Genomic DNA, 26,094 nt, shown 5'->3' with positions numbered 1-26,094 from the left:
AATCGACTATAAAATGAATTAAACAGGCATAATAAGCCTGTTTTTTTTAATAAATTTTCCTCAATGTAACAAAACGACAATACGTGTCGTCTTGATTTGTTATATTTTTCTTGTAAACAACTACATGGAGGGATTAGATATGAAGAAACATTATGGACCAATTGTTTTAGGGATTATTGCACTAACACTCGCTGCACCAGTAAGTAATGCTACTACGGTTTTGGCTGGAGAAGTGACTGGATCAGAAGGCACTACTAAAAATCAAAGCCAAGATTCATTAACGAAAACGTTTGACGTAAAAACTTATGATATTGAGTCAAAGGAAGTTAAGAGTATTTCTGTAACACACACTTTTAAGGAATTTGGCGTTGCTGAAGATGTAGAATTAACTCTTCCAGCAAATTATTTTATTGTTGATCCAAAAAATAATGATGAATCAACAAATGATTACAACGTATCATTCACACTTGATGAAAATGGTAACGTAACGATAGACCCTACTAAGATTAACGACCAAGGACAATTACCAATAGTCGACACTACTGGCGATAAAAATCCAGAAAATGTAAAAAATGCTCTTGACAACTTCACTCCTAAGTATGATGAATTCAAAAGCTCAGTTCCAATTGATTCATTAAACGGTTCAACAACAACTACTAAAAACATTCAAAATTTCATTACTGAAACTGATGAAAAGATTGATAACGCAGAAGTTAAATCTATTTCAGAAATAAAAGAATTAACAACTCAAATGAATCAATTACAACAAGATTATCAAAATAAAATTTTGCTGAATGATATTACCGTTTCAGTTAAATCATCTGACGATACAACTTCTACTACAATTATTACAGACGTGCCTACGGAATCAGGCAGTTCTACTTCTAATATCGATGTAAGTAAGGGAAGTGTTCCTGGATTATCTGTTTCCATCAATATCTCTGCTGATGGTACAGTGACCTCAAATGGTGATTTGACTATCGATAGTGAAAAATCAACAATCAAAGCTGCACAATCAGAAATTGAATCACTAAAATTTGATTTAAAAGTTGAGAAAACTGGTCATTCTCCCTTTTCAAATTCAAGCAAAGTTCTAAATGAAGCTTATAAAGCCTATGCTGAAAAATTAGATGAATTAACAAGCAGCATAACTCCCGATAAAAGTTCAGATGAAATCAAGGCAATTAGAACTAATTTTGACAATTCAAAAAATGAATATACAACTAACTATCAAATCATTAAAAATGATAGCACGGGATCTATTAGTACCTTCTCATTTTTGAAAATAAAAAATGGAAGTATCACTGATATCGTTCCTCCTAAGGGATTTATAACAGTAAACTTTGATAAAAATGGAAAAATAGAAAAAGCTTTTGTTTCTGACAGTGATGGTAATCAAATAAAAACAAATGATAAATTTACACTTTGGGCTGGGGATATTGAATATGGTGAAAATGGTCAAGCTATAATTCCAAAGGATGCTATAACTACAACAAATTCAAGCTCATCATCCAATAACTCTAATACACATAGTTCTAACACCAACAAGACAGAAACAGAAAAACCAGTAACAAAACCAACTCACACCAAATCAATCTCTAACCACCAAACTACTTTCTACGCACTACCAAACACAATCGCAACTTTATTCGATGAAAACGGTAATGAATTGAAGAACCGTGCTTTAGGTGGAGACTCATCATGGTACGCTGACAAGTTAATGAATCTTGATGGCGTAAACTACTTACGTGTGGCTACTAACGAATGGGCTAAATTAGCTGATGGATTAGAAGTTACACCACTTGATCAAAACGTCTTCACAAAGAATGACGCCAGATTATACCAAGCTAATGGCCAAAAAGTTACTAACCGTGCTTTAGCTAAGAACACAGCCTGGAGAACTGACAAGTCAGCTACTATCAACGGTCAAACAATGTACCGTGTTGCTACCAACGAATGGGTCAGTGCTAACGATTTAATCTAATCTCTTATATCAAAAAGACCAGAAATCATATGACTTCTGGTCTTTTTTGCGTTTTAAAGTTTAGAATCTTTTTCAACCTGTTTCAATGATGAAGCTCGACGAATCAATTTTTCAATCAAAAACATTGCTGGTGTCTGGGTAGTCACATTGTCGCTTTCAATCATTTGTTGCGTTGCAAAATAAGTCAGCGTATATTGGCTCATCTTGGCAATTGTCGAAGTAACGTTATTGGTGATAGCCACGACTGGAATCTTATGTTTAATAAAATTGTCGATATATTTGATGATGATATGATTTTCTCCAGAAACTGAACAAACGATTAAACACAATTCGTCAGTGGCAGTTTCATCGAAATCAACGATTGGATTGTCGATGGGATTTTGAATCAAAAGCGATAAATTAACAAAACTAGAATAGTTGACTGCCCCAAATTCAGCCAATATTTTAGAAGTTCCCTGACCAATCCAAAGTACTTGCTTGCGTGTCAAAAGCATCTTGGCAACTTCGTCAATTTTTTGCCGCCCATCTGGCGTATCGGTTTCCATGATTGAACGAACGACTTCCCCACTGTCCAAATCAGTCGGATACTCTTGATTCAAATTTTTATTTGCGACGTACAATTTCAAACGTGTCTTAAATTCTGACCAACCAGCACAATCAAATTTCTGACAAAACCGCTGAATACTGGCTGTACTACAATACGTTATTTTGGCCAAATCACGAATCCGCATGTAAACAACTGTGTTCATGTTTTTGACTATTATGCGATAAATTATCATATCTGTTTCTGTCAATTCTGGCGTATGATCTAAAAAGAGCATTCCCTTACCTACTTTGTAAACGTTTTATTTAATTCTACATTACATGAAATTAGCTTCGCAAGAGCATTTTAACTCATCCGTGATAAATATGACATTATTGTCACTGCCTGTATCATTTTGGAGAAAATAAAAAGGATGAGCAATGTCATCCTTCTTTAGAACGTTAATTAATCATCGAGCAATTTGTTTGCTTTGTTGATTTCCATAGCTGTACTCATATAAACAAATGGTGCATAAATGAGGGCAGCAACTGCAATATTAAGTGCTGCAATAACCCCTCCTTGCCAACTTGCGGTAGCGATGATCCCCCCAATGATTGGTGGCGTTACCCAAGGCGGCATACTTGTTGCAGCTGGCATAAAGCCACTAGCTGTAGCAAAGTAAGCAATACTTACACAAACCATTGGAGCCAAAATATACGGTACGAATAAAATTGGATTCAATACTAATGGAAGACCAAACGCTAATGGTTCGTTAATATTGAACAAACCTGGAGCTGATGCTAAGGATGCAACTGACATATAAGGTTTATTTCTTCTACCAACGATAAAAATGGCGATGATCAAACCGATTGTTACCCCTGTACCACCGATATTAACGAATGAATCCATAAATGGTTTATTGACGATATATGGAATTTCCTTACCTGCCTTCAATGCAGCAACATTAGCTTGAATAGCTGGAGCATTGATAGTTTGCATGAAAGGCTCGATCATGTTGGCACCGTGAAGACCAAAGAACCATAAGAATGGTGTGATAAAGGAAATCAATAATGCTGTTGGATATGAATTTGCCATACCCATGAATGGTTCTTGAACAGCCTTGTAGAAAGCTGTAACAACATTTTCGATACCCATAGCATTTAGAAGCATTGTAATAAAGGCAAAGACAGTGATTGTGATAATAGCTGGAAGTAAAGCAGCGAATGACTTAGCAACTGCTGGTGGAACTCCGTCAGGCATCTTAATTGTGAATTTATCTACATCAGATAAACGTCTAAATAATTCAGTAGAAAGTAAACCAACCAATAAGGCTACGAACAATCCGGCTGAATCCATTCCTTGTGCACCACCAACGGCAAAGAAAGAACCTAATGATACGATACCGGCAGAAATTCCGTCAACACCGTAAGATTTAGCTAAGTTGTGAGCAACTAAGAATGAAATAAAGATAGAAAGAATAGCGAATGAACCATTCCAAATATTTCCACCTAATAGAGTCCAAACGTATGAATCCCCCATCTTTTGGCTGAAGACCCCATTCATAAACTCTTGGAATCCGGGAATAGGTAAATTGTTAATCAGTACGGCAAAGGCACCAACGATCATTAACGGCATTGTGTACGCGAATGCATCACGAATCGCAATTAAATGACGTTGATTACCGACTTTTGAAGCAACTGGTAAAAAGTGTTTCTCCATAAAGGCAATAAAACTTTTCATCTCTTAACCCCCTCGTTTTTGTATACATAATTTATATCACGTTAATGAAAGGGCTTTCAATGATACCTGTGACACTTTATTGCCAAGGAAACTTCAAACTAATATTTTGATTAAACTTTTCTTGTTCTAACAATTTTTCTAAACGTTCAGATTGACGTTTTTGATAACCGCTGCAAACATACTCTGCTTCATCGCTATCAGGCACAATACTTGGCAAGACGATGCTTTTATCAGTCACCACAAATGTAGAAAAGCAAGTCAAACCTAGAAATCTCTTGCCAGTCTTTAGATGTTCTCCAATTATTTTAGTAAAGACTTCAATTGAGCGACTACCAACACCGGACACGTAAGACTCGGTACACATCGAATCTTGTAGACCAAACGGTAAAATAAAATTAACTTGATCTATCGAAGCAGTCACTGTTTCAATCCGAGCAATTCGTGACGCCGATATAGATGAATTATCGTCAATCGTCATCAATGTTTTGCCACCAAAGACAGTATTGTGCTCATTCAAATCAGATGAAAAGACCCGATGGTTACTGATTGATAAGGTGTCACTACATTTTAAGTTTTGCATGGTTTTCTCCTAATTATTTGGTAAGATATATTTAATTATATATTTAATTATATCTTCATTATTAGCACAAAATGAGTCATCATCTTCGCATTGAGAGTGTGGAATATACTCAACAAAATAATTAGATTTCTTTCCATCATCATGTACTTCAGCAATCGTACCAGTCCGACCATCTTTGACCTTTATCCATGTAAATTCGGGTAATATTTTATTGATCTGCATTATAATCATTTCCTCCAAAATAAAAAATCGGTTAAAAACAGTTTAATATTACGATTTAATTCACTAATATCTTTTAAGGAGTCGTACATTATGAAAAAAACGTACCACAAACATAACACTACAATATCAGTTGAACTTTACAAACCAACAAAATGGTATCAATGGTTAGTCATAATCATACTATTTTTAGGTATACTCTATTTTTTAATTAAATAAAATATTAGATACTTAGATTTCAATCCATCCTTCTTTATCCAAACTCATTTTCATAGTTTCCCCTAACGATATAATTTCATCAAGTTGTTCTCTTACAAGTTTAGCATACGCAATATTGCCGCTTTGGAAACTATCCATCCTTAGGTATAGTGCATATTTATCAGGCTCATAGCGACCACTTGAAGCTTCGATGTAAAAATATCTATAAGCATTCGACTTAGGATTTAATTCTATAGTTCTTTTCTTTATTTCTCCATGACGATCGAAAAATGTATTTTGAATTAAGAAAGGTTGTCCCTCTTCATCATCATCTGTAAGAATGGTAGACACCAATATTTTACGATCATATCTTTTCATTTTTTACTCCCCCCTTTAAGATCATTGTTCAAAATACCTAGTTTAAGGTTTACCTTCTTGTTTACGCGTTTCTATTAATTTCCTGCAATCTTTTTGCAGAATAAAGTTCACATTTTTTCTCTTTCTCGTTCATTTTTCTATCTCCAAATATATTTTGAACTCGACTTCATCATTTCCCTATTAATATGATTATACGAAACTTTTCATTTCTATCACAGATATCCTTATAAAAAACGCTTTAATTGTCTAATTGTACTTAAATTATCAACGTTTCATATCCATACCAGTATTTAAACTTTAGCCTTATATATAAATAAAATTAATAATTATTATTTACCATATAATTTGTTTAAAAACTTTGAATTACCTCACTATTAATGGATAATAAGAAATAAGGAAATCTGTCATTGTAATAATTAAAAGCTTAAAAGTCTAGTAAGACATTAGTATGCCTCATCCTGTGAGCTAAGATATATATTTTATTATCTATATCAAATGTGGCATTTTTTGGCATTGTTGTAAGCGCTAACTTAGTGATTGAAAGAAAAACTAAAGTTATTTTTGCACAATCCTTAGAAAAAGTATGATTACGCTTCGTCCAAATCCTGATGACAATAAAAGCTGACTTTCTGTGGGGGAAAACAAGATGAAGAAAAAATTACTACTATTCCTATCTATTTTAGGGATGGTAATGATCTTTGCTACGGCCTGCTCAACCAACACCAAAATGAGCAAATCGGATTTAGAGGAATCCTTTAATACCACAAATGCTGCTACTTTGAAAGCATACAAGGTTACTCGTAGAACAGAAAAGAAATCTAAATATTTAAAACAGGTAAAAAAAAGTATTGATATTATCGATCAGGAAGATCAAAAGTTAGAAAAGAATACCGAAAACAAAAAATTAACTAAAGCACTCATGAATATGAATAAAAAAATGCGTCGTACATTAAATAGTTTCAAAGATGAGGAATTTGAAGATTACTTCTATGCCTCTTCTAAAAAAATAGCAGACCAATATTTTGATGGTTCCGACACAAAGGCTATAAAAAATTGGATAAAATGGGATAAAAAAATAGATGCCGAAAATGATAACTCATCAGACGAAAATACTGACGATGAAACAAATGATTCCGAGGGTTATAAATATACGGATATTAAAAAACATAAAACAGATTGGTCTGATTCTTCATGGGCAGGCGTACAAACAATCATCGATAATATCAACGTTGGAAAGTTCGATGGAGATTATGAAGATAGCGATGGAACTACCTTACAGGGATTAATCGGGGTTCATTTTAACGTAAGTAGTCCAGATTATGATGTTAAAATTTACCCAAATCAAGGCACATTGACTACTAACGATGGCCAACAAATAGATGCAGATATATATGAGAGCGACGATGTCGGCGGTGATTTACTTAAAGGTGCTAAAAAAGATGGTTGGGTATACTTCTTTATTCCTAATATGCAAAATGCCACTGATATAACTAGTGTCCGGATTATATTTACTGGTAACAATTATGGTGATGATGATTTTGCATATGATACCCATAAGGACTACGATACTGGAATAATTCAACTTTAATAAATAAAAAAGACCTTAGATGGTCTTTTATTTTATCCAAATATTGGGAGAAACTATATAAAATGACACAAATATATAAAATGACACAAATATATAAAAGAGGTGGTCTATAGTCCTACAGAGTTTTTTATTACGATTCTTAGGAAAAAAACATCCATTAATAAAGACGGAAACCAAAAGCCACGAATGTTATTAAATTAACATTCGTGGCTTTTGGTAATTTTTTTAAGGATATTATTTGGAATAACACCAAATGATCCCTCCCGGAATAGAACCAAAATGCGCCTGTTTTTTTAACAGGCTCTCTACTCCTTGCAGGACAGTGGATACAGCGGATAGATTTTTTTCACAAACTTTTTTTACTTCAAAAATGTGGCAAAAATTTAAAAAGTCATTTTTTCCTTTTTTAGACAATGTTTTTGCCGTTACAAATCTCCACTTTCTATAATTGAATTATATCCTATATTTATTGATATTCCAAAGGACAAAATTACTTAAATTCAATCCATCCTTCTTTTTTTAATTTCTTATTTATTTTTTCTGCCAATGATACAATTTCATCAATTTGTTCTTTCACTTCCTCAGCATAATCAATATTGCCACACTTAAAATTATCCAATCTTAAAATTAATCTAAACTGGTCCGGTTGATAACGATCACTTGAAAATTGAATATAAAAATATTCATATGCATCTGACCTAGAATCTAATTCTAAAGTTCTTTTCTTTATTTCTCCATGACGATCATAAAATGTATTCTGAATCAAAAACGGTTGTCCAACTTTATCATCATCTGTACGAGTGGTAGACAATAAAATCTCTTGATCAAATCTTTTCATTTTAATTCATCCTTTTTATCTATTAAAAATTTTATTTCTTTTCGTTGTCTATCTGATTACATTCACATCATAACTCGAGTTATTTAAAAGTAAATCACAACTTACTACATTATAAAAAAAGACATCCCCTGAAGGGATGCCGTCAATTTAAGGGCTGCAACCGATTACACCGGTCGCTTTTTTAGTATATCAAAGCAACGATTAATCATCAAATATGCCTATGGCATGAGTAATGACCTGTTTTGTTAAATAAATAAAATGTTTTTTTAGTTCTTCTTCATCTTTTATTCTCGATATAATTTCAATATCATGGAGGATTTCATCTCGTAATTGATCATCAAAGTTAGCAATATGAACTTCTTGATTTTCAATATTACCGTGCGTCAACGTTGCAAAAAAGTTAGGCTGCGAACAATGCTGCAATAAGTCTACATTTCCCATGTCCAACATAAAAACCCAGTTTCCACTCGTCAACCTTTTCAATCTTATTCCTTCTAGATATGTCCTATTATTATCATATCTGGGATGTGATATTAAGTAAATAATACTTTTATATAATTTAAAAGTTTCTTTAATAGGCCCAAAACAATTTGAATTAGGCCGTTTTTCATGGATAATGAATAATGTAAGAAGTTAAGGCGGTGGCTAACCGAACAATTGCGAGGTGATGCCTATGGATAAAACTAAAAGAAGTGCGCGTTGCCCCGAGAAAGGGCAGCATGAGCGTATACCAAGCATTATCGTTAATGATTTCATTTGCGACATTGGTTGTTTTAATTCTAAAGTTTAATCAAAAAAAATAACCGTCACTAAACTTTGACCAGTTTAACGGTTATTTTTTAACAAGTTAAGTTTGTCACCGCCTCTAGCGGCTTACAAGGGAATCGATGTTACCTGCATCGGTTCCTTTTTTATTACATCCACATTATAACCCATCTCTATTTTTTCATCAATAATACAAATTCTTATGATTTATAAGTGTTGATTTAACAGCGTTTATAGCATAAGATACAGAAAAAAAGAGATAATGATAGCTATGGAATTTTAGTACAAAAAAGAACCTAACAATCGAAATCACCATAAACCTTTTCGGATTATTAAAGCTCTCTATCAAAACCACAAGAGATGGTCCCTAACGGAGTTCCATACTTATCTAATAATTAGAACATGAAGAAAACATATCATATATCATAATATCTAAGGTTTGCCTTCACGTTTACGCTTTTCTATTAATTCTCTGCATCCCTTTCTAAACTCTTCCATCCGAGCTTTTTGTTCCTTTGTTGGATGTCCATGTTTAATTGTTTCTAAATCGCTCAATTGTCCATGCCATCTTTTAGCAGAATAAGGTTTATAACTTTCTTCTTCATTCATTTTTTACCTCCAAATGTCTTTAGAGTTTATCTCAATCACAACACTTCATTAATTGATTATACGAAAGTTTTTTGCTTAAGATGCCCTCACTATTAGAAAAGAAGTCACTTTAATTAATCACACAAAAAATGTATTTTTCTTGATATTTCAAGAGTGTGTCAAAAAAGATCTGGGTCAAAGATATCATAAGAAAATGGTTGAAATGATTCCTCCCGGAATAGAACCAAAATGCACCTGTTTTTTTAGCAGGTTCTTTACTCCTTGCAGGACAGTGGATGCGGCGGATAGATTTTTTCACAAACTTTTTTTTACTTCAAAAATGTGCCAAAAATATCCGCTTTCTATAATTGAATTATATCCTATATTCATTAACATTCCAAAGGACAAAATCACTTAAATTCAATCCATCCTTCTTTTTTTAATTGTTCGTTTATACTCTCCCCCAATGAAATCATCTGATCGATTTTTCCCTTTACAGCTTCAGCATAATCAATACCACCGCACTTAAAACTATCCAATCTTAAAATTAATCTATATTGATCCGGTTGATAACGATCACTTGAAAATTGAATATAAAAATATTCATATGCATCTGATTTAGGATCTATCTCTAAAGTTCTTTTTTTTATTTCTCCATGGCGATCATAAAACGTATTCTGAATCAAAAATGGATGTCCGACTTTATCATCATCTGTACGAGTGGTAGACAATAAAATTTCTTGATCAAATCTTTTCATTTTAATTCATCCTTTTTATTTACTTCTTTTCGTTATCTATCTATTACATTCACATCATAACTCGAGTTATTTAAAAGTAAATCACAACTTACTACATTATAAAAAAAGACATCCCCCTGAAGGGATGCCGTCAATTAAGGTCTGCAACCGATTACACCGACCGCTTTTTTAGTATACCAAAGCAATGATTAATCATCAAATATGCCTATGGCATGAGTACTGACCTATTTTGTTAAATAAATAAAATATTTTTTTTAGTTCTTCTTCATCTTTTATTCTCGATGTAATTTCAATATCATGAAGGATTTCATCTCGTAATTGATCATCAAAGTTGGCAATATGAACTTCTTGATTTTCAATATTACCGTGCGTCAACGTTGCAAAAAAGTTAGGCTATGAACAATGCTGCAATAAATCTACATTTCCCATATCCAACATAAAAACCCAGTTTCCACTCGTCAACCTTTTCAAATTTCATCCCTCCATGATATGTCGTATTATCATCATATCTAGGATGTCGTATTAAGTAAATAATACTTATATATAAAATAAAAAAATTTAAAAGTTTCCTTAATAGACTCAAAACAATTTGAATTAAGCCGCTTTTCATGGATAATGAATAATGTAAGAAGTTAAGGCGGTGGCTAGCCGAACAATTGCGAGGTGATGCCTATGGATAAAACTAAAAGAAGTGCGCGTCGCCCCGAGAAAGGGCAGCATGAGCGTATACCAAGCGTTATCGTTAATGATTTCATTTGCGACGTTGGTTGTATTAATTCTAAAGTTTAACCAAAAAAATAACCGTCCATAAACTTTGACAGGTTTAACGGTTATTTACTAATCTTAAGCTAGTCACCGCCTCTAGCGGCTTGCAGGAGAACCGATGTTACCGCATCGGTTCCTTTTTTATTACATCCACATTATAACCCATCTCTATTTTTTCATCAATAATACAAATTCTTATGATTTATAAACGTTGATTTAACAGAGTTTATAAATCATAAGGTATAGAAAAAAGAAGAGATAATGATACCTATGAAATTTTAGTACAAAAAAGAACCCTAACAATCGAAATCACCATAAACCTTTTCGGATTATTAAAGTTCTCCACCAAAACCGCAAGAGATGGTCCCTAACAGGGTTCCATCCTTACCTAATAGTTATAACATGAAGAAAACATATCATATATCATGATATCATAAGGAAATGGTTAAAATGATCCCTCCCGGAATCGAACCGGGGACCTACTGCTTAGGAGGCAGTTGCTCTATCCAACTGGGCCAAGGGACCATAAGCACACCTTTTATTTTAACGCAAAAAGTGTGCATATTCTAACGTAGTTTGATTTAGTTTTATTCTTCTTTTTTGTGGAACTTACGTTTACCTTTATTCTTCTGATCACGCAAACGTTTCTTAGGTTTAGCGGCAGCTTTTGATTTATTTTTATCGTTATAACGTTTCTTTTTATCAAAGGTTGGCTTCTTAGTAAGCTTACCATCATGGTCAATGTAGACCTTTTTAAGCGTTACATCAACGATATCTTGGAGGTTTCTCATATCGTGACTGTTACCAAAAGTAATTACATTACCGCTCCTACCCATTCTTCCGGTACGACCAGCACGGTGAACGTATTCACTGTTATCGCGAGGAACCATGTAATTGACGATCGTATTAACGTCAGCGATATCCATTCCACGAGCAGCTACGTCAGTTGTCAATAACAAGTTAACGCGCTTGTTAGAGAACAATTGGATGGCTGTTTTTCTTTGTTGAGAGGACATCTTGCTATCTAGCGTTACGAAATTAGTTTTATCATGATTCATATCACTGATAGCTTTGTGCAAGGAACGAGAATTATTGAAAAAGACAATTCCTAAGAATTTCTTGTCATGAGCTAATTCACGTAACATTGCATTCTTGATGAATTCACTATTAGCATCAACGAAATAATGCTTGATACCAGCCGTATAACTAGTGTCGTTTCTTTGGTCGATAACTAGAAAGTCTTGTCCAAACCACTTGTGCATGTCTTGGAAAATATCGTTGCCTGTGGCTGAGAAGAAAGTCATTTGTACGTCGGCTGGCATTTGTGAAATAGTTTTTCTAACACTCTCCAACTTGCTTTCATTCAACATTTCATCAGCTTCATCAACGATAACTGTATTTAAATTGCCGAGTTTAACTTTTCTAGCTTCAGTTAATTCATTCAAACGGCCCAAAGTAGCGACGATGATCTCTGGTTTTTCTTTCAATTTCTTCAATTGACGAGTTGGATTAGCCCCACCAGTCAATGCTTGAACCTTGCAATCAACTAACTTTGCTAGTGGTTGGATAACATCTCTAACTTGCATGGCTAGTTCCTGTGAAGGTTCCAATATCAACACTTGTAATCCGTCTTTAGGCACGAGTGTCTCAATCATTGGCATAACGAATCCTAACGTTTTACCAGATCCAGTTGGTGCCATGGCGACTAAATCTTTGCCCTCTTTAAAAGGCATGTAGACTGCATCTTGAATTTTAGTCAAAGTTTCAAAATGGTTTTGCTCAAAATAAGCTTGATATAATTTTGGTATTTCCAATTTATTTTTCCTCATCTGCTTCAAAAACAAGACCTGCGCTTGTTCTTGCTTGTTCTAGAACTCTGTTTACTATTCTAGCGTATCCTAACAGTTTATCATAAGTAGCCGAATCTTTTTCTAACATAATTCTGGCAAATTCTCTAGCTTCAGAATCCATAGGATTTTGGCTCTTAACTGTTGGTACATCTGTAACATTCTTATTGTCGTCAGCCCAATCAAGATGATGAATATCCCCACCGTTATCTAGGACTAAAGTGTCACGTCCAAAGTAAATTTCAGATGACATGTAAGAATTCTTCGTCTTACCGATAATGATATTGACATCAAAGTTTGGATACTTCAAAGTCAAACTACCGCTACCGTCGATACCTGAACTGAGAAATTCAGCGCTATATTCGACTTTTTCTGGTTGACCGAATAAGACGACAGCATCATAAACTGTGTAAACGCCCAAATCATACAAAGCACCACCAGAGAATTTAGTTGTAAAGATATTAGGATTCTTACCTGCTAAATAGGCGTCATAACGGCTCGAATATTTCATGTATGAGAAGGTTGCTCCACTGAGTTCATCACGATGTTTATCAACGATTTCTTCAATCTTCTTAAAGATCGGTTCGTGAATGTGTCTAGCAGCTTCAAAGATGTACAAGCCTTTTTCTTGAGCCAGCTTCTCCAAAACACTGAACTCTTGAATGTTAGAAGTACTTGGCTTTTCCACAATCACATTCTTGTTGTTTTCAATCGCCAACTTAGCTTGACTGAAGTGCAAAGCGTTTGGAGATGCAATGTAGACTGTATCAAAATCCTTCTTGAAGAAGTCATTCAAATCAGTACTCATGTCGATATTTTGCTTTTTTAAATCAGCGATAAAACTCTGAGCTTTCTCCAACGTTCTTGAATAGACATGCGTCAGTTCAAAAGTCTTCGTCTCATCTACTGCCTTAATAAATTGTTCTGTGATCCAATTTGTTCCTATTATTCCTAAACTAATCATAAAATCACCTCTAAGTTCAATTTTACTTATATGTAAGCGTAATTACCATAAAAAAAGTTTCGTAGTATTAACAATATGGTATATAATTTTATTTTAACCATTTGAGGGGAGCACTTTTTACTTTATGAACGACGAAACAGATAAATTTAGCCTCAAGAGGGATCTCGGTTTCTTTCCAGCACTATCTACAGTTATGGGCTTAGTTATCGGTGGTGGAGTTTTCTTCAAGATTTCTAGCGTTACAACGGCTACTGGTTCTTCTAGTCTGACGATTTTAGTTTGGCTATTAGCTGGTTTCATTACAATCAACGCTGGTTTGACGGTCGCTGAACTTGCCTCCGCATTACCCGTTGCTGGTGGTATTTATAAATATATTGAATATATCTATGGTAAAGTTCCAGCATTTCTTTTAGCTTGGGCTCAATCAGTTATTTACTATCCTGCAGGAATTTCTGCATTATCGATTATTTTTGCGACACAAGTTATGAATCTTTTGAACCTTCCTAGTACTTGGCAAATTCCAATCGCTATTACCTTGGCAATTTTCTTATATTTGGTCAATTTGCTCGGTGCCAAAGTCGGTGGAAGCATTCAATCAATTTCTTTAATTGCTAAACTAGTTCCGATTGTTTTGATCATCGCAGTTGGTTTATTTACACCATCAACGCATGCCGTTTCACTCTTTCCAATCAATTCAGGAACACACGCTAATTTCTGGTCATCTTTGGGTGGCGGATTGTTAGCAACGATGTTTGCTTTCGACGGTTGGATGAACGTTGGTAATTTAGCCGGTGAAATGAAGCGTCCGGAAAAAGACTTATCTAGATCAATTATCGTTGGTTTGTTTTTGATCACTTTAATCTACGTCTTGATTAGCTTTGTCTTCATCAAATTCTTGCCTTTCCATCTCATCCCTGGAAATCAAAATGCGGCTTCTGAAGCTGCCATCAGAATTTTCGGTGATATTGGTGGAAAAATCGTTACGATCGGTATTTTGATTTCAGTCTTTGGTTCCGTTAATGGTTACACAATGACTGGTCCACGTGTCAGTTACGTTTTGGGAACTGATGATGAAATCGTCTTTTCAAAATTCTTTGGAAAACTTACTAAAAAAACTCGTGTACCCGCTAATGCCGGTTTGATTCAAACTATCATTGCTATCGTGATGATTTTCATGGGTAGTTTTGATTACCTTACCGATATGTTAGTTTTCGTAATGTGGATTTTTTCGATGATGATGTTCATTGGAGTATTCATTTTACGTCGCAACGAACCAGAATTGGAACGTCCTTACAAAATTAATTTCTATCCGATTCCACCGCTGATTACCTTGGCTGGTGGGGGTTACATCATTATCTCTACTTTGCTTAGACAACCAGGATTAGCTTTCATGGGAATTGGAATTACCTTATTAGGCTTGCCAGTTTATTACATTCATTATTTCAATAAAAAAAGGTCGCTATAATGGCGGCCTTTTTTGTTTGAGGTTATACTTTTCTTGGAAACATAAATGAAAAAATTGAGGTCTTTTCATGCAAGTTCAATTTAATAATAAGTTTGAAGAAAAACTAATTCATTTAACTTTAAGAATTCAAAAATTGCTGTTATATCGGATAATCCAGCGAACTCTGTTGTTGATTTTTCCATTCGCCTTATTCGGTAGTTTTGTCAAAATCATTCAAACCATCGTCTTGGGTCGAGAGGGTTTCTTAACTGACATCTTCCCTACGATCGGTAATGACCTTATTTATCGAGAAATTGAAGATATTGCTAATGGTTTGTACAACATGTCACTCGGTTGGGTATCGGTGATTGCTGTCTTTGGGGCTGCTAAATACAGTGCCAAGTATTTCAATCGTGATGATCAGTTAGCTGGTATCACTGGTATCAGTTCATTCTTGATTATCGACTACTCCTACTCAAAAGTTCAACCAATCTCATTTCATCCCCAAATTTTAGGAATGAAAGGCTTACTCTTTGCAATTCTTTGGGGTATTTTTATCGGTTGGTTGTTCAAGAAATGTAGTCAGCAAGTTCCTACTACTCCCAACAACAACGTTTTGGAAAGAACCTTCATCTCTTTGAAACCAATCGTCTTTTCACTATTGATTGCGATGTTAATTAGTGTTTTCGTCAACATCACCTACTATTCAGAAGCTCCCGGCAATTTCATCAATTCACTCGCTTCTGAGTACACTTCTAATAATGATTGGGCTCAACTATTCAAAACACTGATCTTTTCAGTTTATACTCTGATCATGTCCTTCTTTGGCTGGTCAGGAACTTATTCAGCTCTCGGCGTTGAAAAAATGGATGTTCTTTCTACTGTTAATTTGAATTACGCTCTGGAAAAACACACTGCTTGGAATGCTCCTAACCCCTTCACTAGTTCAACTCTCTATCATGCCTTTGCTACTTTTGGTGGGACAGGTTCAGTCCTTGGCTTGATTATCGCTATTCTGATTATTTCTAAAGATAAAAATTTTCAAACGGTCGCTCGTTGGGCCATGGTTCCTAGCATCTTTAATATTGGTAGTGGTGTTATGACAGGAATCCCAGTTTTGTTCAATGTTATTTTTCTGATTCCATTTATCCTAGCACCAATTGCCAACATGTTAATGGCTGCTGTTGCCATAGCTTTGCATTTAATGCCACCTAGCGTCTATCCTGTGCCCATTGGAACGCCAGGACCACTAATTGCCTTCATCGGGACAAACGGCAGCTGGAGAGCTCTATTGTTCTCAATTTTGGCGGTAATTATTTCGACATGGATCTATATCCCCTTCGTCAAAATGGCCGCAAAGGTCAAAATATTGGACAATTTAAGTCTTGAAGAAGGTGTTAAGTAATGCGCCGTGACTTAAGAAAGAATAAAAACATCAAATATCTAATCTTCTTGATTTTAATTTTCATCGTCTTGGGTGTGCCTTCCTACATTTGGACCAGAAAAAATGTTACGACTTTAGCTGGACGATACAACTCACCCATGTCGCCTGTCATCATGATCCCCGGTTCTAGTGCTTCTGCTAATCGTTTCGATAGCCTAGTAAAAACTATCAACAACCAATTTGGCGAGCATCATTCTCTTTTGAAAATGACCGTCCACACTGATGGCAAAATCACTTATACCGGTAAAGTTCGGGCCAGTGACAATCAGCCTTTCATCGTCGTCGGCTTTGAAAATAATAAAGACGGTTATTCAAATATCAAGAAACAAGCCGCTTGGTTCAACATCGCCTTTAATAAGCTCAAGCAAAGATACCGTTTCAATACCTTCAATGCCTTCGGACATTCTAATGGTGGTTTGATCTGGACCTACTTCTTTGAAGATTATTTCGACGACTCCTCAATCAGCGTTAACCACATGCTGACAGTTGGAACTCCTTATAACTTTGAAGAAAAGAACACCGCCAACCGGACTCAAATGCTTCACGAATTGATCAAGAATCGTGACAAAATTCCAACTGATTTAACTTACTATTCAATTGCTGGAACCCAACTGTATACTGATGATGGAATCGTTCCACTAGGTAGCGTCGATGCGGGTAAATACATTTACGAAGGTCACATCAAACGTTACACCTTAATTACCTTAACTGGTTCTAAGGCTCAACATTCCGATATGATCGACAATGAACAGTTTATCAACATCTTTCATCAATACATCGTTGGCAACGGCATCAACCAAGCACCAAATAAAAAAGTGCCCAAACCCTGATTAGAAACCTATCAAAGTTTTGACACCCCAAATTAACAATACTGCCGCAAAAATTAAACTAAATATCAAAGCAATCAAGGCCAAAATCACTGGACTTGATTGTTTTTTTATACTGTCGAAATACTGCTTAGAAACAACAATCTGCCAAATTGCTATTAAGATTGCTCCAATCGCAAAAATTATCTTCATCGATATCTACCCTTATTTCTTCATACTGTCTTTTGCTTTCATTTTATCCAATTCTTGCTGCAGTTTCTTGTTTTTTGATTCACTACCAGCGTTGTAAATCCCAATAAAACTGGCCAATCCAATCATCGGCATTACAATATTACGTAAATTCCAATGATAATCTGTCATCATCATCAAATAAAGTACTATCGCACAAAAAACTACCGGGATAATTGCTCCCAAATATTTATTCTGTTTGTAACCAGTAAAGGACTGAAAGGCAATTAAAGCAACTATAAATAAAATCAACAAAAAACTACTCATTTTTACTGTCCTCATACTTTTCGATTATTTTTTTTGCAACGTCAAATTCTAATTGTTTATCGACAACCATCTGCATGATCGATACTTCAAATGAATCTTTGTTTTGATCTGATAACTTAATCTGACCAATCAATTTATCAACACGCAAACGAACCGTCGGATAACTGACCCCATAATTTTTGGCTAATTGTTTCAAAGAACCTGAGGCTAAAACAAACTCCTTAATAAATTCTTGATCCTCTGGTTCTAAATTTATAAACCAATTCATTATCCGCCTCCTCTTCTTTAACTTTGTTTATTTTATTTTAACATTATTAAAGATAAAGTTAAATATGTAATGAATCTATTTTATAAATCTTTTTTCCCTTTTGTAAACGCCAAACTGTCCGAACTTGCTCTTTTTTAATTTCCCAAAAACATCCCTGTACAGCAAATCCATTTTGGGTCCATTCACCATGTTGTATGGTAATGTCAAAAATTCGTTGCCAAGATGCTTCTTTAACTTGAGCTTGTTCATTCTCACTCAAATTATCAAACCACTTATCACATTTATCCCACTCTTCTTCACTGGTCGCTGATGAATAGAACCAATCATTTAATACAAAATGCCACCCCTCAAAGTCACTCAATAGTACTTGTTCTTCAGGAACATCAAGTTCAATACAGACTGCATCATCGAACCCCTTCCAACGTCGAAAGTCCGGCCTTTTATGCGTGAAATTATTACTACGATACCAAGCCCAGATAGGTGTTCTTATTTCTTTAGGTGGTAGACCAACTTTTTTTATCATTTTTTGAGTCATCCACTTATAGGCCAGTTGAAAATTATCGAATTCTAAATTCTCCGATTTAGCCGGATTACAATAAAAGACTCCATTTTCCATCAGTTGTTGATACACCTCATACGGCTGAATCGTCCATACAATCATGATTTATTATCCTTTTTTACTTTTGATTTTCATAATTATACGTTGAGTTGATTGCCACATTCAATAAAATAACAGCATACAAAAAATTCCTTCAAAAAAATAAATTTTCGAAGGAATTTTTTAATAACTATTTCAATTTAAGTTGAGTAACACTTTCAATATGGTTCGTCATTGGGAACATATCAACTGGTGTCACATCGCCAATTTCATAAGTATCGCTTAACAATGACAAATCACGAGCCAATGTGGCTGGGTTGCAACTGATATAAACAATCTTTTCTGGTTTGATATTCTTCAATGAATCAATCAAAGAACTAGCCAAACCTTTACGTGGAGGATCGACCATCAAAACATCAACTGAGATGTCATTTTTAGCCCATTCGTCCAATACATCTTCAGTCTTACCAACAACGAAGTCAGCATTTGTGATGTTGTTGAGTTTAGCATTTTGGTCAGCATCTTTAACGGCGTCTTCGATAACTTCGATACCAGTAACGTGTTTAGCCTTATCTGCAAGTGACAAACCGATTGTACCGATACCAGAATAAGCATCGACAACATTTTCTTTACCAGTGAGTTCAGCCTTGTCGATAGCCATTTGATACAAGTTTTGAGTTTGAACAGGGTTAACTTGGTAGAAAGAACGTGGTGAAATTCGATAAGTGTGACCCAAAATTTCATCGTCAATGTACTTCTTGCCACCTAATAAAGTCATCTTTTGACCAAAAATCACATTAGTGTTCTTTGAATTGATGTTCAAGAACAATGACTTAACTTCTGGGTTGTCCAAAATTTCTTTCGTGATGTCTTTGTAATGAGAAATATCAGGCGTACGAGAAACTAAGACAATCATCATCTCACCAGTAAAGTAAGCACGACGTACCATGATAGTTCTAATTTGACCCTTTTGATTCTTTTCATCATAACCACGAACATTGTATTTACGTAAAATATCACGTACACGCAAGATTTCAGCATCAATCTTAGGATCTTGGATCAAGAAGTTTTCCATTGGTACTAAATCGTGTGAGCGACGACGATAAAAACCAGTTGTCAATTTACCATTAACTTGGCGGACAGGCACTTGAGCCTTGTTACGGTAGTTGAATGGTGATTCCATTCCCAAAGTCTTATTAACAACAACATCTTTCAAACCAATCTTGTCAAAGTCAGTTACGACTTGATTACGTTTGAATTCAAGTTGTTTGTCATACTTCAAATGACTCAAAGGAGCAATTCCAGTTTGAGCATAAACTGCATCGATATCATGAACACGATCTGGAGATTCCTTCAAAACTTCCAAAGTTCTCGCAAAGCCAAAGTTTTTATTCACACGAGTAATAACAGCCTTAACTGTTTCATTTGGCAAAGCATTGTCAACGAAGAGTGTAAAGTCGTCAACTTTAGCAACACCCTTACCTTCGTATGATAAATCTTCGATATTCAATTCTATTTCTTGGTTCTTTTTTAAATTTGGTTTTTCCATTTTTCACCTATACATAGAAAAAAGAAGTGTCCAAAAATGAGATTCTTTCTTAACCTTAGTTAGTTGAAGTATTCCGTCCTCCATAGCGAAGAAAATTTGGCTGGAACAATGTGGGCACGACTTGGAGCCTTTGCTAAGACCAAGACCGGGCAAAGTCTTCAAGCTCGACCTTTCACTAGGCAATAAATTGCCAAGAGAAATTTCACATTTGAGCCAATTTTCTTCGCTATTCCGGACTAGATAGTTGTTCTATTCTTTATTTCTTAATTATTTAATATAAAAGAAACGAAACATTATCTAGTCGGTAGTGACAGCAGTTCAAATACTAACCTAACTAAGAAAGAATCAATATGATCCACTTCTAAATTCTTTTTTATTTATCTTCTTTTTTATCATCGTCAAGATTTTTTTCTTCTTCGATGATCTTTTCACCAGCATCTTTTTCACTAAGAGTTGATGTGTCAATTGCTTTGAGCGGGATAGAATCCACATTCGCATAAATATTTAAATGATTATGCAAATTAGTGAATACCATTGGCGCATCCCCACCATATTCACCATCGAGGTTAACCATCAGACGATTGCCATCGTTGGCGTGAACCGAGATTTTCTTCGTCTTAGTATAAATAACCTTTGGATTGTAAACATGACGACCACCGTTAAGAACTAACGCAATCAAATGTACGAGATCACGCAAGTTTGTCTCTTTAACAATGATCAATGAGAATGTCCCATCGCCAATTACTGAGTTAGGGGCAATTTGTTCCATTCCACCGATTGAATTAGTCAAACCAATCAAAAACATTGTTGCTTTGCCATCGAATACACCATCATCGTATTCAATGTGCATATCAACTGGACTAACTCTTGGTAGTAATTCAGCACCTTTAACGAGATAAGCCAAGTATCCCAAAATTGATTTATAAGCTGAAGGAACCTCATAAGTCAATTCGGTCATCGACCCACCACCGGCGATATTAATAAAGTATTTTTCACCAGCTTGACCGATGTCGACTGGCAATTTTTGACCTTTAAGAATAACTTTAGCTGCTTCAACTACATCATCACGGGGAATCTTCAAAGCTCTGGCGTAATCATTAGTTGTCCCGGCCGGAATAATCGCTAACTCTGGACGTTTGTCCAAATCGGCAATTCCGTTGACAACCTCATTGATCGTACCATCCCCACCAGCAGCAACTACTAATTCAAAGCCCTCTTTAGCTACTCGTCTGGCTTCATCTTTAGCTGAGTTTTTCTTCGGTGTCGTTCGATAGGCACTAGCCTCATAACCAGCTTTTTCAATAATATTCAAAATGTCTCCAACATTACTGTTCATGGTCTCGTGGCCTGAAGTTGGATTATATATCAGTCTAGCACGCATATCTTTCCCTCACTAACGACTATTTAACTCTGCCATCAAAATCTTGTTAACGACTTTAGGGTTAGCTTGTCCGTGTGTTTGTTTCATGATTTGACCAACCAAGTAACCGACAGCACGATCTTTACCGTTCTTAAAGTCATCGATTGATTGTTGATTGTTGTCCAAGATTTCCAAAATCATTGGTTTCAAGACAGCAGGATCAGATTCTTGAACAAGACCTTTAGACTTAACCCATTCTTCTGGTTCTGTTCCGTTACTGATTGTTTCCTTGAAGACTTTCTTAGCAATCTTAGAAGAAATAGTTCCATCAGAAATCAAATTGATCATCTTAGCTAAGTGTTCTGGTGTCAACTTAGTATCTAACAAACCAACTTTCTTTTCGTTCAAGTAACCATTAACTTCACCCATCAACCAGTTAGAAACTAGTTTTGGATTAGCTTTGTAAGAAACGGCTTCATCAAAGAAGTCAGACATTTCCTTAGTATCTGTCAAAACGCCGGCATCATATTCAGGAATTCCTAATTCGTTGATGTAACGAACACGTCTTTTGGCAGCTGATTCTGGCAAACTAGCTTTGATTTCAGCAACCCAATCTGGTGAAATTTCATAATCTGGCAAGTCAGGTTCTGGGAAGTAACGATAATCGTCAGCACCAGACTTAACACGCATTAAGAATGTTTCGCCAGTCTTTTCATCAAAACGTCTAGTTTCTTGACCGATGTGTCCACCTTGTTTCAAGATGTTAGCTTGACGTTTTTCTTCATAAGCTAGACCCAATTTAACGTGGTTGAATGAGTTCAAGTTCTTCAATTCGACTTTTGTACCATAAGTGTCTGAACCGACTGGGCGAATTGAAATATTAGTATCAACACGCATTGAACCTTCTTCCATCTTAACATCAGATGCACCAGTAAATTGGATGATCTTACGAAGGTTTTCTAGATATTGATAAGCTTCTTCAGGAGAATGCATATCAGGCTTTGAAACAATTTCAATCAAAGGAGTACCTTGACGGTTCAAATCAACGTATGAATAACCGTTGTTACCGTGAGTATTCTTACCAGCATCTTCTTCGACGTGAAGTTCTTCAACACCGATGTGCTTCTTTTCCCCATCAACTTCAATTTCAACATAACCATCATGACCTAATGGCTTGTCTTGTTGAGTAATTTGGTAAGCTTTAGGATTATCTGGGTAGAAGTAGTTCTTACGATCAAAGTGTGTGTGGTGTTCGATTTCAGCGTTCAATGCCAAAGCTACCATGACACCTAGACGATATCCATTTTTATTTACAGTTGGTAATGTTCCTGGAAAACCAAAGTCAATCACATTGGTATTAACGTTAGATTCAGCACCATAAGCAACTGGTGAAGGACTGTACATCTTGGACTTAGTCTTTAGTTCAACGTGAACTTCTAGTCCGATAGTTGTTTCAAAATTCATTAGTCTTCCCCCTTAAGTGCAGTTGGTATTTGTTCATAGAATTTATTTTCTTCTTGTAATGCATAAGCTGCATTGAAGACATCTTGTTCAGCAAATGGTTTACCGATAATTTGTAGACCAACTGGCATACCGTCAGCTAAACCTGCAGGTACTGAAGCAGCTGGCAATCCAGCCAAGTTAGCAGGAATAGTCAAAATATCGTTCATGTACATTGCCAATGGATCATCAACTTTTTCACCAATCTTGAAAGCAGGTGTAGTTGTTGAAGGTCCCATAATTAGGTCATAGTCCTTTAAGACATTTGACATTTCATTGATGAAGATAGTTCTTACTTGAGCAGCTTTCTTGAAGTAAGCATCGTAAGCACCAGCAGACAAAGCAAATGTACCAAGCATGATACGACGTTTTACTTCATCCCCGAATCCTTCAGATCTTGAGTTTACAAACAAGTCTTTGATGTTCTTGACGTCTTTAGCACGGTAACCATATCTAACACCATCGTATCTTTGAAGGTTAGATGAGGCTTCACTGGAAGCTAGGACGTAATAAACTTCAACGGCATGCTTCAATGATGGCAAGCTGACTTCTTCAACAGTAGCTCCCATCTTCTTGTAAGCTTCAAGGGCTTTATTTACACTGTCCAAAATATCTTTGTGTGTGCCTTCGTGATAGAACTCTTTAGGAACGGCAATCTTAACGCCAATCATATCTTTGTTCAAGTTAGCACGGTAATCTGGAACTTCTTTTTCTGAACTAGTTGAATCATGATCATCATGTCCAGCAATGACAGAAAGAACTTCAGCTGAGTCTTCAACACGTTTTGACATTACACCAACTTGGTCAAGACTTGAAGCAAAGGCGATAACGCCCCAACGTGAAACACGACCGTATGTTGGTTTGATACCAAAGATTCCGTTAAAGGCAGCAGGTTGTCTGATTGAGCCACCAGTATCTGTACCTAAAGCAGCCACTACTTCACCTGAAGCAACAGCAGCAGCGGAACCACCTGAAGAACCACCAGGAACACGACTGAAGTCCCAAGGATTCTTACTTGTTCCAAAGTGTGATGTTTCAGTAGATGAACCCATAGCAAATTCATCAAGGTTAGTCTTACCAATATCGATTGCACCAGCATTTTCTAGTTTTTCTAGAACTGTAGCACTGTAAACTGGCATAAAGTTGTACAAGATCTTACTTGCAGCAGTAGTCTTGATGCCATTTGTGACGATATTATCCTTGATAGCGATTGGAATACCAGCTAAACGTCCGTTGATACCCTTTTCGTCAACTTTTTTAGCATCATCAACAGCCTTATCGTTAACTGTGATAAAGGCGTTTAATTTGTCTTCTTTAGCATTGATATCATCTAAAGTTTGTTGTGTTAAATCTTGAGCAGTCAACTCTTTGTCAGCAAGTTTTTGGTGCAATGAATTGATTGTTTCCTTCATGTAATCCACTATTCGTCGTCCTCCTTGTCAACAATTGTTGGTACCTTGATAAGGTTGTTGTCAGTTTCAGGAACATTTTCAAGCATTTGTTCTCTAGTTTGAGTGTGAATCCCCTTATCTTCACGGAAGACCGTACTTGTGTCACCCATATTGTATGTAGGTTCAATTCCAGTTGTATCAACGCTTGATAGTTTGCTTTCCATGTTGACGATCTTATCTAATTGATCGACAAAACTATCAACTTCGTCAGGTTGGAATTTCAAATTAGCCAATGTGGCAACGTGTAAAATTTCCTCTTTTGAAATCATAAGTTTCTCCTTTTTTAATCTGCATCATAAACATGTGAATAGAATTTACCATTATTTCTAGTTACGACTGACTGTTGCTCGTCGACTGTTTGAATATTGATATCCAAATCAGCACCAGATGGTAAGTATTTAGTGGCACTCTGTTGAACGAATTGAGTAAAGCTAGTTACTTGAGCTAAACCATCAAATTGAGTATTGATCGTAATATCCATTGACTTGAGGTTCGTGCCATCGTAATGAGCTTGAGCTGTGACACCAGAAAGATTAGGGAAGTAATTTTGGATGTGTGTCTTAAAGTTAGAAAAGGCATCGGCATCGCTACTGCTAATCGCTGTATCACCATTAACAACTGGCAACATTTGGCTCTTGTATTCTAAATCTTTCCAACTACCTAATTCGCCACTCTTACTGAAGGAATATTGGAAATAATTTCCTCCAACTAAAGTATCGGCAGGAGCTACTGAATATAATCCCACAACAATAGGAATATTACCCACTTTATCATCTTTACGCAAGCGTTGAACAATTTCTTGGGCAATTCTTTGACCTTGTTCTTTTTGTTCAGCTTCTGTAATAGAAGTCTTGTAGGTCGCACCGTATTGTTTCTTTTGGTAGTAATCGATCTTGTTCATCGCAACACCGATCGAGATGCCAGCCAATTTATATTTGCCATCTTGCTTTTGAAGGTAGTCTTCTTCAAGCAATTGTTGGAAATACATTGGTGTTCGTTTGTTAGCAGCCGTTGAACCATTAGAAGCCGGATTCAATCCAGTAGGATTCTTCTTGCTCTTGCGGGCTAACCACTTATTAACCGTGCTGGCAGAAAGCACTTGGCCTTCTTGGAAAACATATGAATTAGTTGAGAATTGCTTTTTAGACAATTTCATCAAACCACTTTCAAAGCTTCTGCTGTTGAATTGATTAGCATTATCAGCCGCAGTTAAGCCAGAAATTGGACTAGTTTTGTACTTTCCATCACTTAATAAAACATCGTAACTACTAGAGTCAGACGATGAAGCAGTCTGAACCGTACTCTTTGAAGAATCGCTACCACCCGATGAGAGGCTGGAATCTTGTAGATTACCACAGGCAGCTAAAAAAATCGAGCACATTAATAGTAACGTTGTAGTTTTTAAGAATTTTTTCAAATCTGT

General features: G+C 35.7%; 29 protein-coding genes and 1 tRNA gene. 7 read left to right on the top strand and 23 right to left on the bottom strand.

Going from position 1 to position 26,094, the window contains the following annotated elements:
* The first annotated feature begins 139 nt into the window (after window positions 1–139).
* Window positions 140–1,984: an SLAP domain-containing protein gene (locus tag LF20184_RS12940; RefSeq protein WP_010020736.1), complete on the top strand. Its 1,845-nt coding sequence runs from the start codon at window positions 140–142 to the stop codon at window positions 1,982–1,984.
* A gap of 53 nt (window positions 1,985–2,037) precedes the next feature.
* Here the strand turns inward: LF20184_RS12940 and LF20184_RS03065 are convergent, their stop codons facing one another.
* From LF20184_RS03065 to LF20184_RS03045, 5 genes are all read right to left on the bottom strand, one after another.
* Window positions 2,038–2,805 carry a MurR/RpiR family transcriptional regulator gene (locus tag LF20184_RS03065; protein ID WP_010020737.1) on the bottom strand — a complete coding sequence of 256 codons (768 nt, stop codon included), beginning with the start codon at window positions 2,803–2,805 and terminating at the stop codon, window positions 2,038–2,040.
* 167 nt (window positions 2,806–2,972) lie between these two features.
* On the bottom strand, window positions 2,973–4,247 hold the full coding sequence (locus tag LF20184_RS03060; protein WP_010020738.1) for a PTS sugar transporter subunit IIC: 1,275 nt from the start codon (window positions 4,245–4,247) through the stop codon (window positions 2,973–2,975).
* 76 nt (window positions 4,248–4,323) lie between these two features.
* Window positions 4,324–4,827 (bottom strand): acyl-CoA thioesterase, encoded by a 504-nt coding sequence (locus LF20184_RS03055; RefSeq protein WP_010020739.1) that lies wholly within the window; start codon window positions 4,825–4,827, stop codon window positions 4,324–4,326.
* A 9-nt stretch (window positions 4,828–4,836) separates the two neighbouring features.
* Entirely contained in the window at window positions 4,837–5,049 is a 213-nt protein-coding gene (locus LF20184_RS03050) for a hypothetical protein (RefSeq protein WP_010020740.1), read from the bottom strand.
* A 228-nt stretch (window positions 5,050–5,277) separates the two neighbouring features.
* Complete coding sequence (locus LF20184_RS03045) at window positions 5,278–5,622, bottom strand: hypothetical protein (protein WP_010020743.1); 345 nt, start codon at window positions 5,620–5,622, stop codon at window positions 5,278–5,280.
* Window positions 5,623–6,268: 646 nt separating this feature from the next.
* On the opposite strand from LF20184_RS03045, the gene LF20184_RS03040 reads away from it, so the two are divergent.
* Window positions 6,269–7,210 (top strand): hypothetical protein, encoded by a 942-nt coding sequence (locus LF20184_RS03040; protein WP_010020745.1) that lies wholly within the window; start codon window positions 6,269–6,271, stop codon window positions 7,208–7,210.
* A 234-nt stretch (window positions 7,211–7,444) separates the two neighbouring features.
* On the opposite strand, the gene LF20184_RS12825 is transcribed toward LF20184_RS03040, so the two are convergent.
* The 3 genes from LF20184_RS12825 to LF20184_RS03030 all read right to left on the bottom strand — a co-directional run bounded on the left by LF20184_RS12825 (window position 7,445) and on the right by LF20184_RS03030 (window position 8,489).
* Window positions 7,445–7,624: a hypothetical protein gene (locus LF20184_RS12825; RefSeq protein WP_153188446.1), complete on the bottom strand. Its 180-nt coding sequence runs from the start codon at window positions 7,622–7,624 to the stop codon at window positions 7,445–7,447.
* 76 nt (window positions 7,625–7,700) lie between these two features.
* Window positions 7,701–8,048, bottom strand: coding sequence for a hypothetical protein (locus LF20184_RS03035; RefSeq protein WP_010020746.1), 348 nt, complete (start codon window positions 8,046–8,048; stop codon window positions 7,701–7,703).
* Between the two features lie 201 nt (window positions 8,049–8,249).
* A complete protein-coding gene (locus LF20184_RS03030) occupies window positions 8,250–8,489 on the bottom strand; it encodes a hypothetical protein (protein ID WP_157769882.1) in 240 nt (79 codons plus the stop codon).
* A gap of 278 nt (window positions 8,490–8,767) precedes the next feature.
* Between LF20184_RS03030 and LF20184_RS13140 the strand changes: the two genes are divergently transcribed.
* Window positions 8,768–8,851, top strand: a complete 84-nt coding sequence (locus tag LF20184_RS13140; protein WP_418236080.1) for a putative holin-like toxin — start codon at window positions 8,768–8,770, stop codon at window positions 8,849–8,851.
* A gap of 394 nt (window positions 8,852–9,245) precedes the next feature.
* Here LF20184_RS13140 and LF20184_RS12680 read toward each other — a convergent pair whose 3' ends face one another.
* Together LF20184_RS12680 and LF20184_RS03025 are read right to left on the bottom strand one after the other, a co-directional pair.
* Window positions 9,246–9,422, bottom strand: a complete 177-nt coding sequence (locus LF20184_RS12680) for a hypothetical protein (RefSeq protein WP_010020748.1) — start codon at window positions 9,420–9,422, stop codon at window positions 9,246–9,248.
* A 389-nt stretch (window positions 9,423–9,811) separates the two neighbouring features.
* On the bottom strand, window positions 9,812–10,159 hold the full coding sequence (locus LF20184_RS03025; protein ID WP_099240428.1) for a hypothetical protein: 348 nt from the start codon (window positions 10,157–10,159) through the stop codon (window positions 9,812–9,814).
* Between the two features lie 718 nt (window positions 10,160–10,877).
* Here LF20184_RS03025 and LF20184_RS13135 point away from each other — a divergent pair.
* On the top strand, window positions 10,878–10,970 hold the full coding sequence (locus LF20184_RS13135) for a putative holin-like toxin (protein WP_219729201.1): 93 nt from the start codon (window positions 10,878–10,880) through the stop codon (window positions 10,968–10,970).
* 405 nt (window positions 10,971–11,375) lie between these two features.
* Here LF20184_RS13135 and LF20184_RS03020 read toward each other — a convergent pair.
* From LF20184_RS03020 to LF20184_RS03010, 3 genes are all read right to left on the bottom strand, one after another.
* Window positions 11,376–11,449: transfer RNA gene (locus tag LF20184_RS03020), tRNA-Arg, on the bottom strand.
* Between the two features lie 62 nt (window positions 11,450–11,511).
* Window positions 11,512–12,738 (bottom strand): DEAD/DEAH box helicase, encoded by a 1,227-nt coding sequence (locus LF20184_RS03015; RefSeq protein ID WP_010020753.1) that lies wholly within the window; start codon window positions 12,736–12,738, stop codon window positions 11,512–11,514.
* Window position 12,739: 1 nt separating this feature from the next.
* Window positions 12,740–13,735, bottom strand: coding sequence for a Gfo/Idh/MocA family protein (locus tag LF20184_RS03010; RefSeq protein WP_010020754.1), 996 nt, complete (start codon window positions 13,733–13,735; stop codon window positions 12,740–12,742).
* Window positions 13,736–13,859: 124 nt separating this feature from the next.
* Here LF20184_RS03010 and LF20184_RS03005 point away from each other — a divergent pair, with 124 nt between their 5' ends.
* The 3 genes from LF20184_RS03005 (at window position 13,860) to LF20184_RS02995 (ending at window position 17,453) form a co-directional block, all read left to right on the top strand.
* The gene (locus tag LF20184_RS03005) at window positions 13,860–15,200 is read left to right on the top strand and encodes an APC family permease (protein WP_010020755.1); all 1,341 of its coding nucleotides are present in this window, start codon (window positions 13,860–13,862) and stop codon (window positions 15,198–15,200) included.
* Window positions 15,201–15,267: 67 nt separating this feature from the next.
* The gene (locus LF20184_RS03000; protein ID WP_010020756.1) at window positions 15,268–16,584 is read left to right on the top strand and encodes a PTS transporter subunit EIIC; all 1,317 of its coding nucleotides are present in this window, start codon (window positions 15,268–15,270) and stop codon (window positions 16,582–16,584) included.
* Complete coding sequence (locus tag LF20184_RS02995) at window positions 16,584–17,453, top strand: alpha/beta hydrolase (protein ID WP_010020757.1); 870 nt, start codon at window positions 16,584–16,586, stop codon at window positions 17,451–17,453. The genes LF20184_RS03000 and LF20184_RS02995 overlap by 1 nt, the downstream gene beginning before the upstream one ends.
* Here LF20184_RS02995 and LF20184_RS02990 read toward each other — a convergent pair whose 3' ends face one another.
* The 10 genes from LF20184_RS02990 to LF20184_RS02940 all read right to left on the bottom strand — a co-directional run bounded on the left by LF20184_RS02990 (window position 17,454) and on the right by LF20184_RS02940 (window position 26,088).
* On the bottom strand, window positions 17,454–17,642 hold the full coding sequence (locus tag LF20184_RS02990) for a hypothetical protein (protein ID WP_010020758.1): 189 nt from the start codon (window positions 17,640–17,642) through the stop codon (window positions 17,454–17,456). It lies immediately after the preceding gene.
* 12 nt (window positions 17,643–17,654) lie between these two features.
* Window positions 17,655–17,945, bottom strand: a complete 291-nt coding sequence (locus LF20184_RS02985; RefSeq protein WP_010020760.1) for a hypothetical protein — start codon at window positions 17,943–17,945, stop codon at window positions 17,655–17,657.
* Window positions 17,938–18,213, bottom strand: a complete 276-nt coding sequence (locus tag LF20184_RS02980) for a DUF2089 family protein (protein ID WP_010020763.1) — start codon at window positions 18,211–18,213, stop codon at window positions 17,938–17,940. Before LF20184_RS02980 ends, LF20184_RS02985 begins: the two co-directional genes overlap by 8 nt.
* A 58-nt stretch (window positions 18,214–18,271) precedes the next feature.
* On the bottom strand, window positions 18,272–18,874 hold the full coding sequence (locus tag LF20184_RS02975; RefSeq protein WP_010020764.1) for a DUF3841 domain-containing protein: 603 nt from the start codon (window positions 18,872–18,874) through the stop codon (window positions 18,272–18,274).
* Between the two features lie 127 nt (window positions 18,875–19,001).
* Window positions 19,002–20,360, bottom strand: coding sequence for a 23S rRNA (uracil(1939)-C(5))-methyltransferase RlmD (gene rlmD, locus LF20184_RS02970; RefSeq protein ID WP_010020765.1), 1,359 nt, complete (start codon window positions 20,358–20,360; stop codon window positions 19,002–19,004).
* 373 nt (window positions 20,361–20,733) lie between these two features.
* Complete coding sequence (locus tag LF20184_RS02960; RefSeq protein ID WP_010020766.1) at window positions 20,734–21,741, bottom strand: diacylglycerol kinase; 1,008 nt, start codon at window positions 21,739–21,741, stop codon at window positions 20,734–20,736.
* 12 nt (window positions 21,742–21,753) lie between these two features.
* The gene (gene gatB, locus LF20184_RS02955; RefSeq protein WP_010020768.1) at window positions 21,754–23,184 is read right to left on the bottom strand and encodes an Asp-tRNA(Asn)/Glu-tRNA(Gln) amidotransferase subunit GatB; all 1,431 of its coding nucleotides are present in this window, start codon (window positions 23,182–23,184) and stop codon (window positions 21,754–21,756) included.
* Complete coding sequence (gene gatA, locus LF20184_RS02950) at window positions 23,184–24,641, bottom strand: Asp-tRNA(Asn)/Glu-tRNA(Gln) amidotransferase subunit GatA (protein WP_010020770.1); 1,458 nt, start codon at window positions 24,639–24,641, stop codon at window positions 23,184–23,186. Before gatA ends, gatB begins: the two co-directional genes overlap by 1 nt.
* Entirely contained in the window at window positions 24,641–24,940 is a 300-nt protein-coding gene (gene gatC, locus LF20184_RS02945; RefSeq protein ID WP_010020771.1) for an Asp-tRNA(Asn)/Glu-tRNA(Gln) amidotransferase subunit GatC, read from the bottom strand. Before gatC ends, gatA begins: the two co-directional genes overlap by 1 nt.
* Window positions 24,941–24,954: 14 nt before the next feature.
* Complete coding sequence (locus tag LF20184_RS02940; protein ID WP_010020772.1) at window positions 24,955–26,088, bottom strand: CamS family sex pheromone protein; 1,134 nt, start codon at window positions 26,086–26,088, stop codon at window positions 24,955–24,957.
* Between the last annotated feature and the right edge of the window lie 6 nt (window positions 26,089–26,094).

It is taken from the genome of Companilactobacillus farciminis KCTC 3681 = DSM 20184, assembly GCF_002706745.1.
GTDB lineage: Bacteria > Bacillota > Bacilli > Lactobacillales > Lactobacillaceae > Companilactobacillus > Companilactobacillus farciminis.
The sequence above is the reverse complement of the archived record's forward strand: the minus strand, read 5'-3'. Positions and strand labels throughout refer to the sequence as shown.